Source organism: Treponema denticola (genome assembly GCF_024181645.1).
GTDB classification, from domain to species: domain Bacteria; phylum Spirochaetota; class Spirochaetia; order Treponematales; family Treponemataceae; genus Treponema_B; species Treponema_B denticola_A.
In genome coordinates this window covers 1,493,336-1,515,811 of record NZ_CP058624.1, presented here as the reverse complement: position 1 = coordinate 1,515,811, position 22,476 = coordinate 1,493,336, and the positions used below count along the sequence as shown (strand labels likewise).

Below are 22,476 nucleotides of genomic sequence, written 5' to 3'. Positions count from 1 at the left end.
ATAATTATGTTCACTTTTTTATATGAAACAGCTTGACTTTGAACGTTGTTTTTGTATAATGTATGCCTATGAAGAGAAGATACTTTCAGATTATAAAACTTATGCAAAAAGATAAGGATATTCCGCAAAGAGATATAGCAAAACAGTTAAAAATATCCTTGGCTTACGTAAATAAAATTTTATTCGATATGGAGCATGACGGCTTTTTGTATACCGAAGGTGTTCCTCCTTTTGGGAAAAAGCGGCTTACCAAAAAAGCTTTAAGTGCTTTTGAAGAGTGCAGGGTGGATAATGCAATTATTATGGCTGCCGGTTTCGGCTCGCGTTTTGTTCCTTTAACCTATGCAACACCTAAGGGATTGTTGGAAGTTTTTGGGGAAAGGATGATTGAAAGGCAAATTGAACAGCTGAAAGCGGCCGGTATTAACGATATAACTATAGTTGTAGGCTATTTAAAGGAAACTTTTGAATATCTGATAGATAAGTATGGTGTAAAATTTGTATATAATCCCGACTTTAAAAATAAAAATAACCTTTCCACACTTTACCATGTAAGGGATGAGCTTAAAAGCACCTATATTCTTTCGAGCGATAATTGGCTTAGGGAAAATATGTATCATTCCCATGAGTATGATTCATGGTATTCGGCCGTGAAGGTAACCGGTAAAACAAAGGAGTGGATATTAAAGTTAGGTTTGCACGATAAAATTATGAGCGTAAAAGTGGGAGGCCGAAACGGCTGGGTTATGTACGGCCCTGTTTATTTTTCAAAAGAATTTTCCGATAAGATCCGCCCCATGATTGAAGAAGCCTATAAAAGAGATGATACGGACGATTGGTACTGGGAAGATGTCTATATGAGGAATATAAAAGAGCTAACCATGTTTGCAAACAAGCAGGGTGAGCATCAGGTATATGAATTCGAATCCCTTGACGAAATTCGTCTCTTTGATTCATCCTATCTTATTTCATCCCATGATAAATGGCTTGAGCTTATATCGGATGTATTTAAACGTCCTGAACATAGTATTACAAATCTAAAGCCTCTTAAATTCGGAATGACAAACAAATCTTTTTTGTTTGAATTTGAGGGAGAAGAATATATTTTTAGAATACCGGGAGAGGGAACCCAAGCTCTCATAAACAGAAAAGAAGAATATGAGGTCTACAAGGCTGTTTCTCCTTTACATTTGAGCGATTCTATTATTTACTTTGACCCTGAAAACGGGGTGAAGATTAGCAAGTTTATTCCCAACTCCCATACTGCGGATGCCCGCAATCCTGAAGACTTAAAAAAATGTATTAAGGTTGCCCGCCGTCTGCATGAGTCCGGCCTAAAGGTTGATCACTCTTTTAATCTTCGTGAACGTATGGATTATTACGAAAAAATTGCAAACGAAAAAAACGGTATCTTCTATAATGATTACCGCGAGGTTAGGCTGTTGATGAATGAGCTTTTGGAAATAATCGAAAAGATGGAAAAGCCCGGTGTTTTATGTCATATAGACCTTGTTCCCGACAATTTTATAATTAGTGGTGATGATGTGCATTTAATTGACTGGGAGTATGCCGCTATGTGTGATCCCCTTATAGATATAGCAATGTTTGCCATATATGCTTACTATGACAATACAGAACTCGAAAATTTGATGGAGCTTTATTTTGAAAGAAAGCCTGAAAAAGATGAAAGGCTGCGTATCTATTGTTATGTTGCTCTTTCCGGTTTTTTATGGGCTATTTGGACTTGTTATAAAGAGGCCTTGGGGGTAAGCTTTGGAGATTACGGTTTAAAGATGTATCGGTATGCAAAGGATTATTATAAAAGGGTAAAGGAACTAGGAGGTAATTAATGATGAATACTGAAGATGAATTGGGCGTAAAGTCTCTTGACTTAAAAGATAAAAATGAAATTGATTGGCTTATAACCGTATTACCCCTTGCAGTGATAATCTGCTTGACGGGATTGGTTCTCTTTTTTCCGGTAGAATCGATGAAGGTGGTTGATGCCCTTTGGTCTGTTTTTGTAAACAAGTTGGGCTTCTTTTATATTTTGTTAGGCTTGGGCCTTGTTTTTACCGCCATAGGTTTGGCCTTTTCCCGCTTCGGCACTGTAAAGCTGGGTAATCTTGAAAAACCGCGTTACGGGAATTTTACATGGGGTTCTATGATTTTTACCTCGACTATGGCAGCCGATATTCTTTACTGGTCTCTGATAGAGTGGGCTTATTATTTTGGGGAAAGCCCCTTCGGACTGTCTTCCCTTTCATTGGCGGAAAGGCAGGATTGGGCCGCTGCCTATCCTCTATTCCATTGGGGAATAACACCGTGGGCTTTTCATATAGTGCCTGCCGTAGCCTTTGCTTATATGCTTCATGTCAAAGGAAGAACAAAGCAAAAGCTGTCCGAAAGCTGCCGTCCTATTTTTGGAGACAAGATTGACGGTCCTGTAGGAAAGATGATAGATGTTTTTTCCGTAATAGGCTTATTGGCCGGAACTGCTACAACATTCTCTCTTGCAACTCCTCTTTTGTCTTTGGCTGTTTCTACTATTTTTGGAATCCCTCAAGGAAAGATTTTGACCCTTTCTATTCTTCTGATAATAGCTGCCGTCTACACGGCTGCCGTTTTATTGGGCTTAAAGGGGATTTCTCAGCTTGCAAAGATTTCGGTTGTTTCTTTCTGTGTTCTTTTAGGCCTTGTATTTATAGCCTCGCCTAAAATCTACATAATTGAAACCAGCATAACCGGTATCGGCAAGGTTATTCAAAACTTTTTCGGCATGTCAACTTGGATGGACCCCTTGCGTATTTCGGGAGAAGGAGGGGCCGGCTTCCCTCAAAACTGGACAATATTTTATTGGGCTTATTGGATAGCATGGTTTGTTGCAACCCCTTTCTTTATAGGAAAAATTTCTGAAGGCCGTACAATAAAAAATACCATAATTGGCGGTCTTATTTGCGGTATAGCGGGGACTTATTGTTCTTTTATAATCCTTGGAAATTACGGACTCCATTTACAGGCTCACGGAATTCTAGATTCGGCTTCCGCCTTAAAGGAAACGGATGCTTCTCAAGTTATCTTGCAAATTCTTAACACCCTTCCTTACGCAAAAATTGTTTTGGGTATTTTAATAATTACTATGATAGCCTTTTATTCCAGTACCTTTGATGCAATTACTTTGGTAATAGCTTCCTATTCTCAAAAGAATTTGGAAAAGCATAGCGAGCCTAAAAAAGGTTTAAGGGCATTTTGGGCTGTAGTCTTCGTAATGCTTCCTGCAGCTTTAATCCTTGTGGGAACGAATTTAAATCAGCTTCAAAGTCTTTCGATTATAGCCGCCTTTCCTTTAGGAATTATAATAATACTGATAGTTATAAGTCTTTTTAAGGAACTAAAACACAACGGAGAGTATAGGTAGCCTTATGCCTGATTTTTATGCACATTATATACATGGACAAAGAGTTTTTGCTCTATTGTCTTCTGAAATTGCTGCAGGAATTTCGAATAAGAATTTATATAATCAAGGTTTACAGGGGCCCGATTTTTTATATTTTCATAAACCTTTTAAAAAGGATAATAATCCTGTTTTACAGCTTGCAACGGATATTCATAACACAAATTGTACCGATGTTTTTAATGCCGTATTAACTAAGATAAAAATCGAACCGAATACCGATGAATTTTCATATATCATGGGCTTTATAGGTCACTTCGGTTTGGATAGCTCTTGCCATCCTTATGTAAATGCTATGGTGGAGGAAATGAAAAGAGACCATGCCGAGATCGAAATGGAATTTGAAAAATTTTTATTAAAGCAGGACGGACTCCATCCTCTTAGGTACAAGGCTCATGATTATATCGATATAAATGAAAAAGAAGCTGAAGCCGTTGCCAATATCTACAGATGTCTTCTTCCTTCTATAACAAAAGAAGATATTTTGTGTTCTTTTCGTAGTTTTAAAATGGGGAAAAAATTTTTCTATGCACCTACAAGATTATCTCAAATTCTAAAACTTTCTTTAATTAGAATCTTAGGTCTTTATGATTTTTTGCAGGGACACATCATTAGGACTTCCGATCATCCTAAGAGCAAAATAACAAACGAAAAACTTTTTTCTCTTTATAATAATTCCGTGGAAATAACGGCTGAGCTTATGGATAACTTTTATAAGAATCTTACGGAAAATAAACCGATCTTAGACAGGTTCGGCTATAATTTTGCATAAAGATCTTATCAGCAATTAAAAGTGCAGGTAATTTTATTTATTTTTTACCATTTGCTCTTTTTTATATATAGCTTCTTGGGCATATTTAATCGAAGGAATTGATTCTGCCAGTTTTGAATAGAGATAAGAAGCTTGTTCCGTATTACCGTTATTTGAAAGGCAATCTGCAAGATTCATAAAAGCTCGCCAAAAGTTTTGTTTTTCGGCCCACAATATAACTTCTTGTTTTCTATTAAGCCTATGGAGCAGGTCGGAAAGGTTGGTGTATTTATAAGTGTAATTGTCTTTTGAGATAAGGTCATCAAGGTTCGTTATAGTTATTATGGAAGCTAAAACAGCGGTTGCAAGAGCTCTTCTGTTTTTGCCTGCTTCCATATATATGTCCGTTAAATCCATGTAGGCTTTTAAGGCTATCGGATTACGGTTTCGGTACAGCAAAAAGAATTTTTCGGTTGTCTTTTCGGAGCTTATTGTTTTAATCATAGCCTGAAGAGCATCACTTTCCAAATTTGTAGTTCCGTATATGGGGTCTTCGGTTAAAACAAGCAAGAGGTATTTTTCCTGTTCATCATATTTGCGCAAAAGTTTTGATGTGTCGGCAAGTGCGTAAATTATATTGAACCTTTCATCGGGAATTTCCAAAAAATTGTGAAAATTCCATGCTTCCTTATAATAGTGCATGGCTTGCTCATAGTCTCCTTCTGCAAAATAAATTCGGCCTGTCAAATAATCCGTTTCAGGGAAGGCCTTGCGTTTTTCGAGCCATGACATTAATTTTGAAATAGACTTATCAAAAAATACGGGCGGATGAGTTAAAAAGATTTCATCTAAAATTTTACAGGCATCGTGGTCTTCTCTTTTATTTAAAATTGCATAGACTTCTGAAATATTGTCTCCCTCTAATTTTACCCTTTTCGGTTTTAAGGCATTGAACATATAAGAATATTTTGCTTCCATTTGTTCTTTATGAATATCTCTTGCCTTATTTGTTAAGTGGAGGGCCAGGCCGAACTCGCCTTTTTCCATTTGAATTTTTGCTTGTTCTAAAAGATGCCAAGGCCTTTCTTTTTCATCAATAGATTCCAAACAAAAAAGGTTTGAGTAAAAATAAAAAATAGATAGTACGATAAAAATAATTTTTAATTGTTTTTTCATAGACTTTGAAGCTCCTCTATAAAGGCTTTATCCACTGCCTCAATTTTTTCTTTTTCGGTTAATTTTTTTAAATCCAAGCGTTTGGTAATTGCTCCGTGTTTAAATATTATAACGGAGTCTCCGGCTCCGGTAATTCCAAGATCTGCATGTTTGCCTTCTCCGGGGCCGTTTACTACGCAGCCCATAACGGCAATGCTTATGTCCTTCTTTTCGGATAAGAGTTTTGTCTGCCATCGTTTTACAAAGGCTTGAACATCAAAGCCCTTTCTTCCGCAACGAGGGCAGGATATGAGCCTTATTCCGCCTTGCCTTTTACCGCATTCGGTTAATATTTCTCTTCCGGCTATAACTTCATTTTCGCAAGAATCGGAGAGGCTTACTCTTATGGTGCTTCCTATGTTTTGTTCCAAAAGCCTGTAAAAGGCTATTGTACTTTTTACAATACCTTGAATAAGGGGGCCTGCTTCAGTAACTCCTAAATGAAGAGGATTGTCGAATTTTTTAGCAAATATTTCGTTTGCCATAACCGTTTCCCGCACATTGGAAGCCTTCATAGAAACTACGGCATCTTTAAAATCGGCTTTTTCGAAAATTTCCAGTTCTCTTGCTGCCGCCTCGGTTAAGGCATCAGCTCTCGAAATGGAAATCTCATCATCTAAAGCCTTTTTGTCGCTGCTTAAGTTTCTTTTTGCATTTGCCTCTTCTATTTTCTTTTTTAGATCGGAAGGCAGAGAGCCCGAGTTGACCCCTATTCGGATAGCAGTTCCCGTATCCTTTGCCTTGCGTATAACTTCTTCCGTTTTTTCTTTTGAACCGATATTTCCGGGATTTATGCGTATTTTTGACGTATCCCCGTCCATGCACCGCAGGGCAAGTTTATAGTCGAAATGGATATCGGCTACGAGGGGCATCTCCGTTAATCGGGTGAGCTTGACAAATTGCTCCGCAGAATCCATGTCGGGAACTGCAAACCTCACGATATCGCAGCCCAATTGTTCCAATTCATTTAGGCTTTTTACAATAGAAAGGAGATCAGCCCCCAATAGGCTTTCTTTCCACATAGTTTGAAGCAAAATCGCTGAAGTTCCTCCGAGAGTAAGTTTTTTAACCTGTCCTTTGCCGCCTATCTGAATTGTCCGCGGTAGTTTTATCGAGTTCATATCAGTTCATTATCGGCAGAAATTATTCAAAATACAAGTTTTATTATAAAATCACTCTAATATTGTTACAGGCTTTTGAGTTTGAGTATCGGCTTTTTCCAGTTTGCCGATTATCCATGATTCTTCTCCGACAAGTTCACGGTATTTTTCGGCCATGTCGGGGGAAACTACTGCTATCATTCCGATACCCATATTGAAGACCCTGTACATTTCGTCCCCGCTTGCACCGGTTAATTTTTGGATCAGGGGGTAAAGAGGCGGTACGGGCCACGAGCCTTTTTTTACCTTGATGACGAGGCCGGCAGGAATAACGCGCGGAATGTTTTCGATAAAACCTCCGCCTGTGATGTGGGCTAGGGCTTTTACGATTTCGGGATGCTCCTGCAAAATAGGATAGATTGCATTAAGATAGGAGCGGTGCGGTTTTAATAGAACCTCATGTAATGGTGCTTTTAATTCGGGGTAGACGGTATTAAGGTCTACGCCTTTAAAGGCTGTTCTAATCAATGAGTATCCGTTTGTATGGGGACTGTTCGAGGCAAGGCCTATCAGGAGGTCTCCCTCTTTTATGTTTTTCTTGGGAAGAATTTTTTCTTCATCGACGGCCCCGACAATGGTTCCGGCTATGTCGAATTCTCCTTCCATATAAACTCCCGGCATTTCCGCCGTTTCGCCTCCGATTAAGGCACAGCCCGATTCTTTACAAGCCTTTGCCATGCCTCCTACTATGTCGGCAATCATTTGCGGATCCAACTTTGAGCTTGCAACATAGTCCAAAAAGAAAAGGGGTTTTGCTCCTTGAACGAGGATGTCGTCAATGCAGTGATTTACTATGTCTTGGCCTATTGTTGTGTATATACCGGCTTCGGCTGCTATTTTTACCTTTGTTCCGACCCCGTCCGTAGAACCTACAAGAACGGGCTTTTTCATTTTAAAAAGCTCTTCAGTGCCGAAAAGACCTCCGAAGGTGCCTACATCCGAAAGAACGGATTTATTAAATGTTGATTTAACCGCTGCACTCATTAAGCGGACGGCCTCATTTCCTGCATCAATGTTCACGCCTGATGCGCTGTATACCGAGCTTTTATCTTTGGTCTGCTCTTGACTCTTATCTTTTGATAGTTCTTCTCTCTTGCCCTTTGGCTGCTCTTGGTTTTTATTTTTCATTTCGTTCATTTTATTTATTCCTTTTTATTTTATATTTAAATAAATGTTTATTTAAGTTTGTTTAGATGTTCCAGTCCGCGTTTTGCAATGTCCTTTCTGTACTGCACTCCGGGAAAATGTATGGTTTTTATTTTTGCATAGATAGTATCCATAGCTTTTTGTAAGCTCTTATCATTTGAGCTTATACAAAGAACCCTTCCGCCCGATGCGAATATTTTGGAGTCTTTAAGGGATGTGCCTGCATGTATTACGCTTACCTCAGGGGAACCTTCCAATTCCGAAGCGGACAATTCTACCGGTTTTGATGAAGAAAGAGGATAGCCTTCACTTGCAAGCACTACGGTTGCCGCATAGCCTTTTTTCCATTTAGGCATAGCTTTGTCGAGACTTCTTTCTGCGCAAGAGCTCATGGTTAGAGCTAGGTCTCCGTCAAAAAGCTGCATTAAGACTTGGGTTTCGGGATCTCCGAAGCGGCAGTTATATTCAAGCACCTTGGGTGTAAAGCCCTTGCCGTCCTTTGTGAGCATTAGGCCTGCATAGAGAACCCCAATGTAGGGCGTACCTCTTTTTTTCATTTCTTTTACAATGGGAAGAATCGTAAGAGCGGCATATTTTTCGGCTTCTTCATATGAGCAAATTGGAGTGGGGGCATAGGCTCCCATGCCGCCGGTGTTTGGGCCCTCATCATTGTCTTTAAGCCGTTTATGATCCTGCGAGGGCGGCATTACGGCTATTTTTTCTCCGTCCGAAAAAGCAAGGATGGAAACCTCTTCTCCTTCAAGGCGTTCTTCTATAACTACCTTGTCGCCTGAGGCTCCGAATTGTTTTTCGATCATTATATTTTTAAGTTTGGCTATGCCCTCTTCTTTTGAGTCGGGCAGGATAACTCCTTTTCCCGCCGCAAGGCCGTCAGCCTTTATTACAAAGGGGTAGTCCAAGCCTTCAATATATTTTTTTGCTTTTTGAAAATCAGTAAAAGAAGAATATCTTGCCGTTGGAATGGAAAGAAGACTCATCATCTCTTTGGAAAAATCTTTGGAGGCTTCCAATCGGGCACAAGCCTTTGAGGGCCCGAAAAATGCTATTTTTTTGTTTTGAGCTTTTGCTTTTTCTTTAATCAGGTCGTCGAGGCCTAAACACAGAGGAATTTCGGGGCCTGCAATTACAAGATCTATTGAGGCAGAAAGAGCAAAATCGGCAAGTCCTTCGATATTGTCGGCCTTTATGGGGACATTTTCACCCAAAAGAGCCGTGCCTCCGTTTCCGGGTGCTATAAAAAGTTTACCGAGAGAAGGAGATTCTTTTAGCTTTAAAGCTATTGCATGTTCCCTTCCGCCTGATCCGACAAGCAGTATATTCATCTTTTCCTCCAAAATAAGGTGCTGATGTTTTGAGTGTTAAGTATATCAAAATAAGGGCGGAGGAGCAAGGGGAGGGAGAAAGCAAAAAACGCATCCTTTGCGGCATAGCACAAAAGATGCGTTTTTTAAATAATTTAGGTTTTAATTTAAAATGTTATTTCTTTTTTCCTGCGAAGTCGCCTTTAGCTCCTTCATCTGTGCTCCATTTGCCGGTAACGGCCGGTCCGACTATTTGAGCTTTAAATTCTATTTTGGTGTAAAGTGCTCCTGCTCTGGTTGCAGTACAGGTAAGTTGTCCTGTCTTAGATACTTTCCCCGACATTGTAAACTCTTTGAGTTTGGGGCCATCTCCTTCGTCTAGTGTAACCTTACAGGTTCCGGAAAATTTTCCTTTTTTATTTATTGTTCCGGACCATTGTCCTAGTAAATCACCTAATATTCCCCCTTCGTAGTCTCCTTTATATGCTTTGTAAATTTGATCACATCCTGTCAGGCTGAGCACAAGAGTAAATAAAACCAATAATCCGAGAATTAAACCTAATCTTTTTTTGTTCATATTAAACTCCTTTCTGCAAAATCTTGCAGCTATTATTATATATATAGTATCATAATACGGATATTTATACAAGGGTTAATGTTAATGTTAATGTTAAAGGGGCATGTCTGCAAACCAGAGAAGATACCCCCTAGCCACAGCGTGAAAGCTATGTCAAAATGGAATCACGACAAACCAAAAAAAAAGGTACCGAAACACATACACAATTTGTAAAAATTGTAAAGCTAAGAGTATTTACCGAAAACAACTTGTACAATACACATAAAATATAGCAAGAAAAATAAAACCTCTTTTATTAAAAAAATATTACAAAATTGATTTCCGTGGAAACTTATAACTTTTTATATTTTCCTCTTTCTAAAAATTTTACAAAACCTTTGTCTCTTAAATATTGGAGTTGTTGTCTTATCTTGTCTTTGATAAAATTATTTTCAGGATGTTTTAATTTTAACTCATTTTCAAAGGCGTACATTTGGCTTAAAGAAAACTCTTCTGTGTTTATTTTTTCTATACAAGTTATTATATCAAGCAGCCAGCCTCGAGATTCAATATTTGTTTTTTTTAGGGATTTTATTTTTGCATATTTGTTTATTATTTCTTTCGAGTCTGTTTCGATTTGATCTTTTATTATAAATATTTTTCCTGCATCGGGAATTTTCGAAATATCTATATTGCATCCTATCCATCCGGCTCGTCTTGCCGTATTTGATAGAGGCTTTCTTTTTAAAATAATAGATGGAGTAAAAAAATGATTTGGTATCAAAATGAAATTTGATACTTCATAGTTCTTATAAGTCAGGAAAAGAAAGTTCGGATTCCTATAAGATGTAATTCTTTCAATCATTGTTTTATAGGCTCCGTCCGTAATGATATTCGGTAATTTTCCGGAAATGCTTTTTTTACTTTTTAACTCAAAATCCGATTTACAGTTTTTACAGAAGAAATCTCCTGCCGGATAGTTATTTGGATATGCCTCGATTTTAAGTTTACCGCAAATCGGGCAATTAAAATTTCTTAGTACCCAATCCTCTGTTAGCACCCTTACTATCTGAGATTTGCTGTGATATTTTTTAATTAAAGAAATATCAAATCGGTATATCATAATCGTCCCAAATAATTTTCTACCAATCAACTAATCTTAAATTTAATCCTTATCAAAAATATCCTTTACGGTTTCTTTTTCTGCCTTTTCTTTTGCTTTTTCGTAGTCGCCTTTAAAAATAAATAAAATAGCACCTAAGTCAAAACCAATATCGCAAAAGAAGAAGGGTTTATTGCCAGTGTATCTAAATCCTGTCCTTGCACTTAAAAGTTTTGATTTTAAAGGATATTTTCTTCCGGCAAAGGGATATATTTCTTTTGTAATTGCAAACTCCAAGCCTGCATTTATTTGAAACCTTGAGATTATGACAGGATCGACAGCATGAATACCTGTAAAAAGATTTAGTTCAAAGGTGTCTGATATAAAATTTAAGGTATTGAAGCTTAATTCTGCATTTATAAAAGACATAATAAAGATGCCGTGTTTAAAAAAAGCCGATCTTTGATTGGATTCTCCGCTGATTTTTTCTATTTCTTTATTGTCTCCTTTTATATCCATATAAAAAGGACTCAAGGATAAATTAAATCCCGAATCCAAGTCTTTAAAATAAAACTTAAATGCAGAAATATTTATGTCCCATGCGGCCTTAGGTTTTTGTGCTTGGAATATACCTCCAAATTTTACATCTCCCAAGGACCAATAAGAATTGAGGTCAAATCCGTAAGCGGAGAGGGCTAGGCTTAAAAATAAAACAAAGCTTATTTTTTTTATATAATTTTTAAATAGAATCATTTTTATGCCTCCTTTTACATTCTATATATTAGAAACAATTTACCTACATTACAAGTTTAGCTGTTTTACAATTTTTGTCAAGTTCTTTTTTGATTGTTTATTATCGGCTATTTTCTCTAGCTGCTTCCTCCCTCTTGACTTCATAAATATTTTTTTATATACATTTAATGTGCCGTTTTTTAGGGGAGAGTATGCTTAATATAAATAATAACACATCTAATATTAAAAGAGAAATTCTTGTGCGCATTGCGAAGCTCCAGTTTGAAGGAAAGCTTGAAGAAGGAGTTCACTATATTCCGAGAGAGATGGTTCCGCGAAACAGTACGCCTATAAGGTGTTGTATTTTTCATGACAGAGAGATAATGAGGCATCGGGTAATTGCAAGGCTAGGCTGTTCTTTAGAAAATTATGATGAAGAAAAGACCTTGGCTCAATTTGCAAAAGAAGCTTTAGAAAGAGAAAAACCGACATGGCCCATGCTCACCGTTTTGGATGAGGCCTGTAATGCCTGCGTAAAAAGTAAATATATGATTACAAATGCTTGTCAAGCCTGTGTTGCCCGTCCCTGCATGATGAACTGCCCTAAAACCGCTATAGCGATTTCGGGAGGAAGAGCCCGTATTGATGAAGAAAAATGTATAAACTGCGGTATCTGTTTAAAAAACTGCCCCTACCATGCCGTTATAAAAATTCCCGTTCCCTGTGAAGAGTCCTGTCCGGTGGGCGCTATCTCAAAAGACGAAAACGGAAAAGAAAGAATCGATTACCATAAATGTATCTTTTGCGGAAACTGCATGAGGGAATGTCCTTTCGGTGCCATGATGGATAAGGGGCAGATTGTGGATGTCATAAAACATTTAATGAGCGGGAAAAAGGTTTCCGCCCTCTATGCCCCTGCGGTTGCAGCCCAGTTTAAGGCCGTTCCGGGACAGCTTGAGTCTGCCTTAAAAAAAGCCGGTTTTAATAAGGTCTGGGAGGTAGCTATAGGTGCGGACATAACGGCTGACCGTGAAGCTTCCGAGTTTGAAGAGAGAATGGAACACGGACATATCTTAATGACTACATCCTGCTGTCCTGCCTATGTTAGGGCAGTAAGAAAGCATGTTCCTGCCCTTGTTCCCTGTATTTCTGATACAAGAAGTCCGATGCACTATACGGCCGAATTGGCAAAAAAAGAAGATCCGGACTGTGTTACCGTATTTATAGGCCCCTGTCTTGCAAAAAGGAGGGAGGGCTTGGAAGATGAGTTTGTAGACTATGTTTTGTCGATAGAAGAATTGGGAGCCTTGCTGACTGCCAAAGAAATAGATATTTCCAAGGAAGAAGCCTTGCCCGGAAAAATTACGCCGACCTCTTCGGGAAGGGGCTTTGCAGCCTCAGGCGGTGTTGCCGAAGCTGTAAGAGTTCGTCTCAAAAAACCTGAAAACCTCCGCTCCGTGCTTATAAACGGCCTTAATAAAGAAGGAATGAAGCAGCTTGCCTCCTATGGTAAAATTCAAAGCGGAGAGCTTCCTCATGATTCGTCTACACCCAACCTTGTAGAAGTTATGTCATGTGAAGGCGGCTGCATAGGCGGGCCTTCGGTTATCACAAACCAAAAACTTGCCGCAAGCCAACTAAAAAAATACGCAGACGAAGGACTTTCTTATTCGAGAGAAAAAGACTTAACATAGATTTTCCCCGCAGCTTTTGATTGCAGGTTTTATATTTTTTTGATATAATATGACCATGAGTACGATTAGAAAAATGCCCATAGGCGTCCAAAGTTTTGAAGTTATACGAAAAGAAAGTTTTGTCTATGTAGATAAAACGGAGCTTATTTGGAGATTAGTAAACGAAAGCCGAGTCCACTTTTTAAGCCGTCCGCGCCGCTTTGGGAAAAGCCTTTTGCTCTCCACGTTAAAAGCCTACTTCCTAGGGCAAAAAGAGCTTTTCAAGGGCTTAGCGATTGAGAAATTTGAAGAAGCCGAAAAAGGAAAACGTGAAATCTGGCAGGAGTATCCGGTACTCTATTTGGATTTTAATACGGGTATTTATGATACTAAGGAAGGTCTTTTAAATAGACTGACTTCTTTTTTGTGCGAATATGAAAAAATATATGGAAGTACAGGCCTTGACCTGCCCGACCGTTTTCAAAATTTAATAAAGGCTGCCTACGAAAAAACCGGTAAGCAGGCTGTTATTCTTATCGATGAATATGATAAGCCTCTCCTTCAAACAATGTGGAAGGATGAAGCCTTAAACGAAACCTACCGCACAATCCTTAAAGGTTTTTTCGGCGTTATAAAAAGTGCAGACCAGTACCTCCGCTTCGCCTTTTTGACCGGAGTCACAAAATTCAGTAAGGTCAGCATATTCAGCGATTTAAATAATTTACGGGATTTAAGCTTATTGTCGGATTATTCTGCTATCTGCGGAATTTCGCAAGATGAACTTGAAACCTGTTTTAAGCCTGAGATTGCAGCCCTTGCAGAAAATAATAGCTTGACTTATGAGGAAACTCTTGAAAAATTAAAGCAAAGATATGACGGCTATAAATTTTCCGAAGACGGAAAAAATATGTACAATCCATTTAGCTTGTTAAATGTTTTTGCCGATGGAAGGATGCGTGACTATTGGTTTGCAACCGGCACGCCGACCTTTTTGGTAGAATACTTAAAAAAAGCTTATTATAATATTCCCGACCTTGACGGAAATGTAAAGATGAACGAGTCCGGATTGGAAACCTACCGAGCAGATGCAATAAATCCTTTGCCCATTCTTTTTCAATCGGGGTATTTAACGATTAAAGATTATAACGATTTTTCTAGGCTTTACCGCTTGGGCTTTCCGAATGATGAAGTGCGTTACGGTTTTTTGGATAATTTGCTTCCGGCTTACACCCCGATAAGAACCGACAAAACGGGACTTTCAATTTGGGAATTTTACGAGCAAATTGAAGCCGGAGATGTAGACGGCTTTATGCAAAAGATGAAGGGGATAATCTCAGGAATACCTTACGATAACTTAACCGAAAAGGATTTGGCCTTGCGTGAACAAAACTATCAGACAGCCGTATATCTTGTGTTCGCTCTTATGAATCAGTTTGTGCATACGGAAATTCATTGTGCAACCGGACGGGCTGATTGTGTTGTTGAATTTGAAGATAAGGTTTACATCTTTGAATTTAAACTTACTTCAAACGAAACGGCGGAAAATGCCGTAAAACAAATCAAAGAGAAAAATTATGCGGACAAGTATTCCGGAAGCGGCAAAAAAATTATAGCAATCGGTTCAAGTTTTGATGAAGAAAAAAGGACTATTGCAGACTGGCGGGTTGAATCTTGGTAAATTTTGTATAGGTCGTTTATTTGTCAGCTCTGCCTATAATACTTTTTCATATAGTTCATAATTGCCTATATGAGTAAAGCCTAAATCCTGTAAAATACAATGCTCATTTTTATCGGCAAAAAAATATAAGTGTGAAATCTTTATTTCCTTTGCTTTGTTTAATGCTTTGATTGTTAAGTTTTTAAAAATAACCGGATTAAATTTTTTATCTATATAATCTATGCCGAATATTCCCATAAAATCATTTATGCAGATAAAATAAATATTTCCGGTAAGTTTTTGATTTTGATAATAAAGATAAATATACCACCTGTGTTTTTCATTTGGATTTATAATTGCATCATATAACCTGTCGGAATTCCAGTACATATTCTCACAAGTATCATGAAGTTTTTTTAAACTCATTAAAATTATCTTTGCTTACAGGAATAATGCACTCATCTTCTTCTTTTGTTGTATAGTCTTTAAGTTTTAAAATATTTACATAGCTTTTTTCGATACAATCAAATTCGCATTTTTTTAAATGAGAGATTGCAGAGTAATTTATTTCAGGAAATCCGAAATGAATCGTATACCCCTTATATTTAGGAATTATATACTTTATAAACTCATCAAAAGCAATTTCAAAATGATGTTGAATATTAAAAGCTTCAAAGGCTATGAGTTTATCGTTTTCTAAAACATAATAATGAATCCAGCCGGCAATTTCTTTTTCATATTTAAAAAGTAAGATTTGATGAGTCTTATCGTTTATTCCGCGTTTTGCATGTAAGATAAAATCTTTTTTTGTTTTTATCCCGTCGGTGTAAGTTGGGTATGAAGAAGTTTTTTGATCCAAGGCCAGAGAATAAGCAAAGTCAGAATATTTATCAAAATCTTTTTTATCGAGATGTTCTAGCATTTTTCATACACGGCTCTTTCGCCGCCTATCAATTTGGGGCGGCTTTTGAGAGCTGTGAGCCTCGCCGAGCCTATGTACTTGGTTTTAAGCCTTACGGGTACTTGCACAAATTTTACATGCATTCCGATTTCGGTGTCTCCTATGTCAATGCCGGCATGGGCCCTTACATGTTCTATCATAACAGGAGACTTAAAAAGATTGTAGGCGGCGAGGGAAGCGGCTCCTCCTGCGTGGAGGGCGGGAACTACGGACACCTCTTCAAAGCCGTATTTTTCTTGAGATTCCTTTTCGATAACGAGGGCTCGGTTTATGTGTTCGCAGCCTTGAACCGCCAAAAAGATTCCCTTAGGTTCAAGGACTGAAAGCAGGGCGGAAACTATTGTTCTTCCGGCTTCTTCATTTGAGGCCTTACCGATTACTCCTCCCGAAACCTCGCTGGTGCTGCAGCCTAGAACAAGTATGTCTCCGGCTTTTAAAGAAGCCGCTTCAAGAAGCTCATTTAAGGCGGCTATAGTTTCTTCTTTTATTTTTTCTAAATCGATCCCGCTCATATTTTCTCGCCTTTAAATTAACTTCGTTAAAGTTTTAATCCTGCCTTTCCGCAGGTTTTTCCTATCTCGTAAATTGAAGCACCTTCCATTTCCTTTTCAAAGGCAGAACGGTTTTCTTCTTTTACTTCTACAAGAAGGCAGCCTGTGGTTTCTCCAAAGAGGCTTGCAATCTTTGAAGCTCCCAGCTTTGTGTGGAAGTCTTCTTTTAATTCGGCTCCTATGCCGCTTAAACACATTTCGTATAGGGCGGCAGCAAGGCCTCCCTCGCTTAGGTCATGGCATGAAAGCACCAAGCCCTTCATTATATTGGAGTGAAGTTTTTTATAAAGCTCAGCCGCTTCTTTTTTAAAGGGAGGAACGGCATCGCTTTCTCCTGAAGGAATGCCGAAAAGTTCTGCAAAGACCGAGCCGCCGAAAGAAAATTGAGGTTTACCTACAAGGTAAATAGCCGAGCCTTCTTTTTTAAAGTCCGAGCCCGGAACCTTTCCGATGTCGGGAACTATTCCCATCGCCGATATTAAAAGTGACGGCGGAATGGAAACTCTTTTTCCCTCCGAGCTTAGGTATTCGTTATTAAAGGAGTCCTTTCCTGAAATAAAGGGGGTTTTAAAGACGAGGGCAGTGTCATAGCAAGAGCGTGCCATCTCTATCAGTGCCCACATGGTTTCGGGACGGTTGGGATCTCCTAAGCAAAAGTTATCGAGGATGGCTGTTTTTTCGGGGTCTGCTCCGGCTGCAACGGCATTTCGGACAGCTTCGTCTATCGCACTTGCTGCGGCTGCGTAAGGATCCAAAAGCCCCTGCCTCGGGTTTAAGGCATTTGAGATAGCAACGGCTTTTTTTCCTTCCGTTTCCATAGGCTTTATAACGGCTGCATCTTGAGGTACATTCCCTTCAGGGCCGTCATAGGGGCGTAGAATTGTTCCGCCCTGAACTTCATGGTCGTAAAGCCTTACTATGTCTTCTTTTGAATTTACGGCATGATGATTTATCACTGCCTTTAGAGCCTCATTCAGATCGGGTTCCTTATATTCCGGGTATTTTATAAAAGGTTTTCCATCTTTTGGAGGAGCGGCTTTTAGCTTTCTCTGCGGCGGACCCGAATGTAAAAAGCCGCATGAAAGATTTATTATTTCCTTTTCGCCGAAGCGTACCCTTAAAACGGCATCTCCGGTAAAACGGCCGAGGTTTGTCAATTCCACATCATTGGCATCGCAGAGCTTTTGTAAGGCATCGAGTTTATCATTTGGAACGGCGATAACCATTCTTTCTTGTGCCTCCGAAAGCCAGAGCTCCCATGGGGCAAGGCCCTGATATTTTACGGGGATTTTTGCGAGGTCTACATCGCAGCCGAGCACCGAAGCCATTTCGCCTACTGCAGAAGAATAACCTCCCGCTCCGCAGTCGGTAATTGCAGAATAAAGACCTTGATCGCGGGCATCTATAAGAACTTCCGCTACTTTTTTTTGAATTATAGGTTCTCCAATTTGAACCGATGAGCCTGCAACATCGCCGGTGCTTGCATCCATTACCATCGAAGAAAATGTAGCTCCCCTAAGACCGTCCCGTCCCGTTTTTCCGCCTAAAGAAATAATGTGATCTCCGGCCGAGGGCTTTGTGCGGTGCTTGCCTCTGGGAGCAATACCTGCACATCCGCAGTAGACTAAAGGATTTGAAGCATAAGCTTCGTGGTAGTGAACTCCTCCGTTTACGGTCGGAATGCCCATTTTGTTTCCGTAGTCCTTAACTCCTTCTATAACGCCTGAGATTATGCGTTTAGGATGAAGTGTTCCCTTGGGAACATTTTCTGCCGGAGTGTCGGGATGGCCGAAGCAAAGAACATCGGTTACGGCAAAGGGACGGGCTGAAACGCCCATAACATCTCTGATAACACCGCCGACTCCCGTATTGGCTCCTCCGAAGGGCTCAATGGCGGAAGGATGATTATGAGTTTCCGCCTTAAATGAAACTTCGTATTTTTCGTCAAATTCTATAATACCTGCATTGTCCACAAAGGAGGAAAGCACCCAAGGAGCATTGATGTCGTCAGTGGCCTTTTTGATATAGGTTTTAATTATGCTGTTTACGCAAAGACCGGGATAGGCTTTTTTTTGTTCCTCTGTTAGAGAGGTGCCGTCAATATCTATTTTTGCCTTAAAGGTTTTATGAACGCAGTGCTCGCTCCAAGTTTGGGCTATAGTTTCAAATTCCGCATCGGTACAAGGCCGTTTTTCTGTCTTGTAGAATTCTCTGATAGCCCTCATCTCGTAAATATCCAAGGCAGCCCGTCTTTCATTTGAAAGGGCTAAAAGCTCCTCATCGTTCATGGGGGCTATGTCTATGAGTTCAACTTTTGTGTTAGGTTCATTTTTTCCGTCATGTTCATGAGCCCATGCAGGTTCTACAAAACCTATTTTATACTGTTCTATAATGTCATTGCATAAAAGGCTTTTTGCAATCTTTTCTATTTCGGATTGGCTCAGTTCGCCCTGAATATCGTAGGCTTTTCCGCTGGTAATTTCTTCAACGCCGCGAATACCGAGCTCTTTGACCGCTCTCAAGGCCTCGCGTGAAGATGAGTCCGTAACTCCCGGCTTTAAGGCTGTTTCGATATGGAAAATATTTTTTTTACCTTCTATTGTAAAGCCTTCGGTTTGGCTGTACTCATAAAGCTCATCGCAAAACAAAAAGTCGGCCAGTACCTTTTTTTCTTCATTTGAAAGATTTCCGCGTACAAAATAAAGGGCTTCGGTATTTATTTCTTTAACGGCTTTAAAACCGAGAACATGGGCCTGCTTTAAAAGCTCTTCATTTTTGGGTATTTGAAAGTGTAAGCCTTCCTTACTTTTAACACAAAATCGGTAAATATTCATAGACAACCTCTTAACTTCCGATGGATTTTGGATAATTATATATGGTTAAGTATACTTGAAGTGAGGGAAAAATTCAAGGTAGGGGCGGTTAACCCTTCACCTTCATCGCTCTTAAAAGCTCTTTTACTTTCTTCGGAATGCGGTAGCTTTCGATGGCTTTTTGGATAGCCTTGTTGTGGGTGAATGTATCAAGCTTTTTGTTTTTGATGTAGGGGAGGGCTGTTTTATATTGCTTGATGAGGGCAAAGCTAAAATACCAAGCTATCATCATGTTTACATAGTACTCATCGGATCTGATTTTTGAAACAAGCTCCAACATTTCAGGTCTAAAATGCTCGTCAAGATAATTCGATAATAAAAGTCCGATGGCGTACCTAATGGTATAGGTATGCTTCGATTTTAGCCATACCAAAATTTTTTTGTAAATTTCTTCATGGTGCTTTTTGAATATCTTAGGAGAAAAGCTGTCGCAGGTTGCCCAGTTGTCGATGTAGGGCAAAAATTTTTCGGTCTCTTTTAGCACTTCATTAAAATCTTTTATGTTTTCGATAAAAAAGCCGTGCAGGTTGTTTTCTTCAAAATATTTGTGCGGCACATCCTTCATAAAGTCCGAAACTTGTTCCGGCTCGGTCTTAAAAAACTCTTTTGCAAATTTACGCAGGACGGGAGTTCTGATGCCTATCATCGTATTTTCATCAATATTGGGAATCAGCTTTTTATTGAAGTCTTTGTACTCTTTATCTTCAAAGGAGAAAAGTTTAGTTTGGATTAGGGTTTGTTTTGTTTTCATTAAAAGTATTATACCGCTTTTCTTAATTTTTGTCGAGGAGAAAAAGAGGGCCTTGACAAAATACTATTTTGTATATACAATAAAGCATGGTTCGAGATTGTTTTGAATGGGATACTACTAAAAATGATAATAATAAAAGGAAACATGGTGTTTCTTTTGAAGATGCTATCTTAATTTTTGATGATCCCTATTTGCTTGAAAAATATGATTCAAAACATTCCGAATATGAAGATAGATTTTTAGCAATTGGTTCTATATGTGGTCTGGTGCTTATAGCTGTAGCATATACGGATAGGGCCGGTATAACAAGGATTATATCTGCAAGATCTGCAACTAAGGCAGAAAAGGAATTATACTATGATAAAATCAATGAATATTACGGAAGCTAAGAAAAACTTAACAAAAGAAAAAATTGAAGAATTAAAAGCTTTAAATGACAGACCTATAGATACTTCAGACATTCCTGAACTAACAAAAGCTGATTTTTTGGAAATGTACCGCCCTATTAAAAAGCCCTTATCAATAAGACTTGATTCCGATATTATTGCTTGGCTTAAATCATACGGAAAAGGTTACCAAAGCCGTATAAATACTATTTTAAGACAAGCTATGAATACCGATAAAAAAGCAAATGTTTTTTAATAATTAATATTATACCGGGAGGTTTTATATGAAACTTTTAAAAAAGAAATCTTTATGTATTTGTTTTGTGGTGTTGTTTTTTGCATTACAAGTTTTTGCAGGCGGTTATGGGAGTAATGATTTTATAATTGTGGATTCTGTAAGCAATATTGCATATTATTCCGTATCGGAAGGTACAAAGAAAAATTATTTTTCTGATCTTTCTATAGTTAATATACAGGTCAATGATATAAAGAAAAAACAAACTGTCTATATTTTTCCAAAAAACAATACCGATATAATCGATTTTTTTCTATTTGAAGAAAAATTAAATAATGCACAAAATCGAATTGAATATTCTTCAAATCATTCATCGTCCTATTATAAGGTAAAAAATAATGTTGATATAACAGACGGAAAAATTTCCGAAAATATCATAATAAAAACAAAGAGCAAAAACGGCGAGATAAAATTTTGGATTTGCGATAAAAGAGGTGCTAACTTAACAAATATCTATAAATACTCTGAAAAAGAATTTGTAAGATATTATCTTGATGCAAAACTAAAAAAAAATCATTTTTATAAAACAGGTCGGACTTGAGAACATAATAACCGAAATTGATTATTAGGGAAAAAATATATGAAAAAATCTTTTGCAGTGAAAATTTTATATTTGTGTATGTCTTTTTTAATTCTTGCAGGATGTACAAACAAAGGAAGAAAGCAGGTTACTGCCGAAATCGAATTTTGGAGCTTTCCCAATTTTACATCTGAAACAGGAGAAGGCGGCGGTTTTGAAAAAAGTCTTATAGAGGCATTTCAAAAAGAATATCCCGGCATTAAGGTTAATTTTACGCTTATAAGCTTTGCAGATGGTGAGGCAAAAATCGAAGCTGCCATAGCTGAAGGCAAGGCTCCGGATGTCATTTATGATGCACCCGGCCGTATTCTTGCTTGGGCGGACAGAGGTTTATTGGAACCATTGGATGATGTTCTTGCAACCGAAAAGCCCTATATTACCACAGGTCTTTTGGAAATTTCAGCCGGTAAAGACAGGCGTTCGTACATGTATCCCATGCACGGAGGTCCTTTTTCTATGGCGTTTAATAAAGAGATGCTTGAAGATTTGGGGCTCATAGATCTTTTACCCTACAAACGCTTAGATCGGTGCTGGACCGTAGCCGAATATGAAACTCTTCTTAAATCTTTAAAAGAAAAACTGCCTAAAGGAAAAACTCCGGGTGTCTTCTATTATAAGACTATGGGCGGTGATCAAGGAACAAGAGCTTTTTTGGTAAACCTTTTCGGAGATGCCAATCTTTTAAATGAAGACTATTCAAAATATATTTTTAATTCTCCTCAAGCCGTAAAGAATTTGAAGTGGACTATTGATGCAATGAAAGAAGGTCTTTTGCTTGATGGTGCAGAGCTTACTTCCAATGATGCAATTTCCATGTTTGCAGAGTCAAAGGCAGCTCACACTATTTTATATTCACCGCAGCTTAATAAAATGTATGACGGAAAACGAAAGTATAAGGGTAAAGATTTTACTCCGATTTATATGCCTTTCCCAAATGATTCTTCTGCACCTTTACTGGAATTTTTAGCAGGCGGAGCTTGTGTGTTTAAAAGTTCCGATAAACAAAAAATAGAAGCGGCAAAACTGTTTTTAAAATTTGCCGCAACTGATGAAGTCTGGGCTGCTAAACTTGTAAAGGCTACAGGAGGATTTCCGGCTACATCTAAAATTCAAATTGAAACTTCAGATGACGAAATATTATATAATTCCGTTCTTCAAAAATTTTTCGGCCAATATTATAATAATATAACAGGATTTTCTAAAATGCGTGAGTATTGGAATAAGGCATTAAAAGAAGCGTCATCGGGTAAAGATATTCAAAATGTTCTAAACTCTTTTGTAAAAGATGCAGACCGTACATTGGGAGAATAA

Annotated in this window: 20 protein-coding genes and 1 pseudogene; 9 read left to right on the top strand and 12 right to left on the bottom strand. The window is 38.4% G+C overall.

Translation table 11 applies throughout. The annotated features are described in order from the left end of the window. Positions 1-68 precede the first annotated feature (68 nt). Genes HO345_RS07155 through HO345_RS07145 form a run of 3 tightly spaced genes read left to right on the top strand, consistent with a single transcriptional unit; the run spans position 69 to position 4,226 of the window. Positions 69-1,850: a phosphotransferase gene (locus tag HO345_RS07155; protein ID WP_253682249.1), complete on the top strand. Its 1,782-nt coding sequence runs from the start codon at positions 69-71 to the stop codon at positions 1,848-1,850. Next, entirely contained in the window at positions 1,850-3,418 is a 1,569-nt protein-coding gene (locus HO345_RS07150; RefSeq protein WP_253682248.1) for a BCCT family transporter, read from the top strand. The genes HO345_RS07155 and HO345_RS07150 overlap by 1 nt, the downstream gene beginning before the upstream one ends. 4 nt (positions 3,419-3,422) lie before the next feature. Beyond that, the gene (locus HO345_RS07145; protein WP_253682247.1) at positions 3,423-4,226 is read left to right on the top strand and encodes a zinc dependent phospholipase C family protein; all 804 of its coding nucleotides are present in this window, start codon (positions 3,423-3,425) and stop codon (positions 4,224-4,226) included. 33 nt (positions 4,227-4,259) lie between these two features. On the opposite strand, the gene HO345_RS07140 is transcribed toward HO345_RS07145, so the two are convergent. The 7 genes from HO345_RS07140 to HO345_RS07110 form a co-directional block, all read right to left on the bottom strand. Next, complete coding sequence (locus tag HO345_RS07140) at positions 4,260-5,381, bottom strand: tetratricopeptide repeat protein (protein WP_253682246.1); 1,122 nt, start codon at positions 5,379-5,381, stop codon at positions 4,260-4,262. Further along, a complete protein-coding gene (ispG, locus tag HO345_RS07135; RefSeq protein WP_253682245.1) occupies positions 5,378-6,541 on the bottom strand; it encodes a (E)-4-hydroxy-3-methylbut-2-enyl-diphosphate synthase in 1,164 nt (387 codons plus the stop codon). The genes HO345_RS07140 and ispG overlap by 4 nt, the downstream gene beginning before the upstream one ends. A gap of 51 nt (positions 6,542-6,592) precedes the next feature. Further along, on the bottom strand, positions 6,593-7,717 hold the full coding sequence (gene purM / locus HO345_RS07130) for a phosphoribosylformylglycinamidine cyclo-ligase (protein WP_253682244.1): 1,125 nt from the start codon (positions 7,715-7,717) through the stop codon (positions 6,593-6,595). Between the two features lie 38 nt (positions 7,718-7,755). After that, the gene (purD, locus tag HO345_RS07125; RefSeq protein ID WP_253682243.1) at positions 7,756-9,069 is read right to left on the bottom strand and encodes a phosphoribosylamine--glycine ligase; all 1,314 of its coding nucleotides are present in this window, start codon (positions 9,067-9,069) and stop codon (positions 7,756-7,758) included. A 154-nt stretch (positions 9,070-9,223) separates the two neighbouring features. Further along, positions 9,224-9,625, bottom strand: a complete 402-nt coding sequence (locus HO345_RS07120; protein WP_253682242.1) for a hypothetical protein — start codon at positions 9,623-9,625, stop codon at positions 9,224-9,226. Between the two features lie 331 nt (positions 9,626-9,956). After that, the gene (locus tag HO345_RS07115) at positions 9,957-10,727 is read right to left on the bottom strand and encodes a DpnI domain-containing protein (protein WP_253682241.1); all 771 of its coding nucleotides are present in this window, start codon (positions 10,725-10,727) and stop codon (positions 9,957-9,959) included. Between the two features lie 42 nt (positions 10,728-10,769). Next, entirely contained in the window at positions 10,770-11,459 is a 690-nt protein-coding gene (locus HO345_RS07110; protein ID WP_253682240.1) for a hypothetical protein, read from the bottom strand. A gap of 191 nt (positions 11,460-11,650) precedes the next feature. Between HO345_RS07110 and HO345_RS07105 the strand changes: the two genes are divergently transcribed. Then, on the top strand, positions 11,651-13,132 hold the full coding sequence (locus HO345_RS07105; RefSeq protein ID WP_253682239.1) for a 4Fe-4S dicluster domain-containing protein: 1,482 nt from the start codon (positions 11,651-11,653) through the stop codon (positions 13,130-13,132). A gap of 55 nt (positions 13,133-13,187) precedes the next feature. Then, a complete protein-coding gene (locus HO345_RS07100) occupies positions 13,188-14,789 on the top strand; it encodes an ATP-binding protein (RefSeq protein ID WP_253682238.1) in 1,602 nt (533 codons plus the stop codon). Positions 14,790-14,822: 33 nt separating this feature from the next. Here HO345_RS07100 and HO345_RS07095 read toward each other — a convergent pair whose 3' ends face one another. From HO345_RS07095 to HO345_RS07075, 5 genes are all read right to left on the bottom strand, one after another. Beyond that, positions 14,823-15,194 carry a hypothetical protein gene (locus HO345_RS07095; RefSeq protein ID WP_253682237.1) on the bottom strand — a complete coding sequence of 124 codons (372 nt, stop codon included), beginning with the start codon at positions 15,192-15,194 and terminating at the stop codon, positions 14,823-14,825. After that, entirely contained in the window at positions 15,172-15,690 is a 519-nt protein-coding gene (locus HO345_RS07090) for a hypothetical protein (protein WP_253682236.1), read from the bottom strand. The genes HO345_RS07095 and HO345_RS07090 overlap by 23 nt, the downstream gene beginning before the upstream one ends. Beyond that, on the bottom strand, positions 15,684-16,241 hold the full coding sequence (locus tag HO345_RS07085; RefSeq protein ID WP_010696883.1) for a TIGR01440 family protein: 558 nt from the start codon (positions 16,239-16,241) through the stop codon (positions 15,684-15,686). Before HO345_RS07085 ends, HO345_RS07090 begins: the two co-directional genes overlap by 7 nt. A 26-nt stretch (positions 16,242-16,267) precedes the next feature. Next, positions 16,268-19,114, bottom strand: coding sequence for a phosphoribosylformylglycinamidine synthase subunit PurL (gene purL / locus HO345_RS07080; protein WP_253682235.1), 2,847 nt, complete (start codon positions 19,112-19,114; stop codon positions 16,268-16,270). A gap of 88 nt (positions 19,115-19,202) precedes the next feature. Further along, entirely contained in the window at positions 19,203-19,904 is a 702-nt protein-coding gene (locus HO345_RS07075) for a DNA alkylation repair protein (RefSeq protein ID WP_253682233.1), read from the bottom strand. Between the two features lie 86 nt (positions 19,905-19,990). On the opposite strand from HO345_RS07075, the gene HO345_RS07070 reads away from it, so the two are divergent. From HO345_RS07070 to HO345_RS07055, 4 genes and pseudogenes are all read left to right on the top strand, one after another. Further along, positions 19,991-20,293 (top strand): BrnT family toxin, encoded by a 303-nt coding sequence (locus HO345_RS07070; protein ID WP_253676776.1) that lies wholly within the window; start codon positions 19,991-19,993, stop codon positions 20,291-20,293. Then, positions 20,274-20,546 carry a BrnA antitoxin family protein gene (locus HO345_RS07065; RefSeq protein ID WP_253684593.1) on the top strand — a complete coding sequence of 91 codons (273 nt, stop codon included), beginning with the start codon at positions 20,274-20,276 and terminating at the stop codon, positions 20,544-20,546. The genes HO345_RS07070 and HO345_RS07065 overlap by 20 nt, the downstream gene beginning before the upstream one ends. Before the next feature lie 28 nt (positions 20,547-20,574). After that, positions 20,575-21,154, top strand: a pseudogene (locus HO345_RS07060) (hypothetical protein). 11 nt (positions 21,155-21,165) lie between these two features. Continuing rightward, on the top strand, positions 21,166-22,476 hold the full coding sequence (locus HO345_RS07055) for an ABC transporter substrate-binding protein (protein ID WP_253682228.1): 1,311 nt from the start codon (positions 21,166-21,168) through the stop codon (positions 22,474-22,476).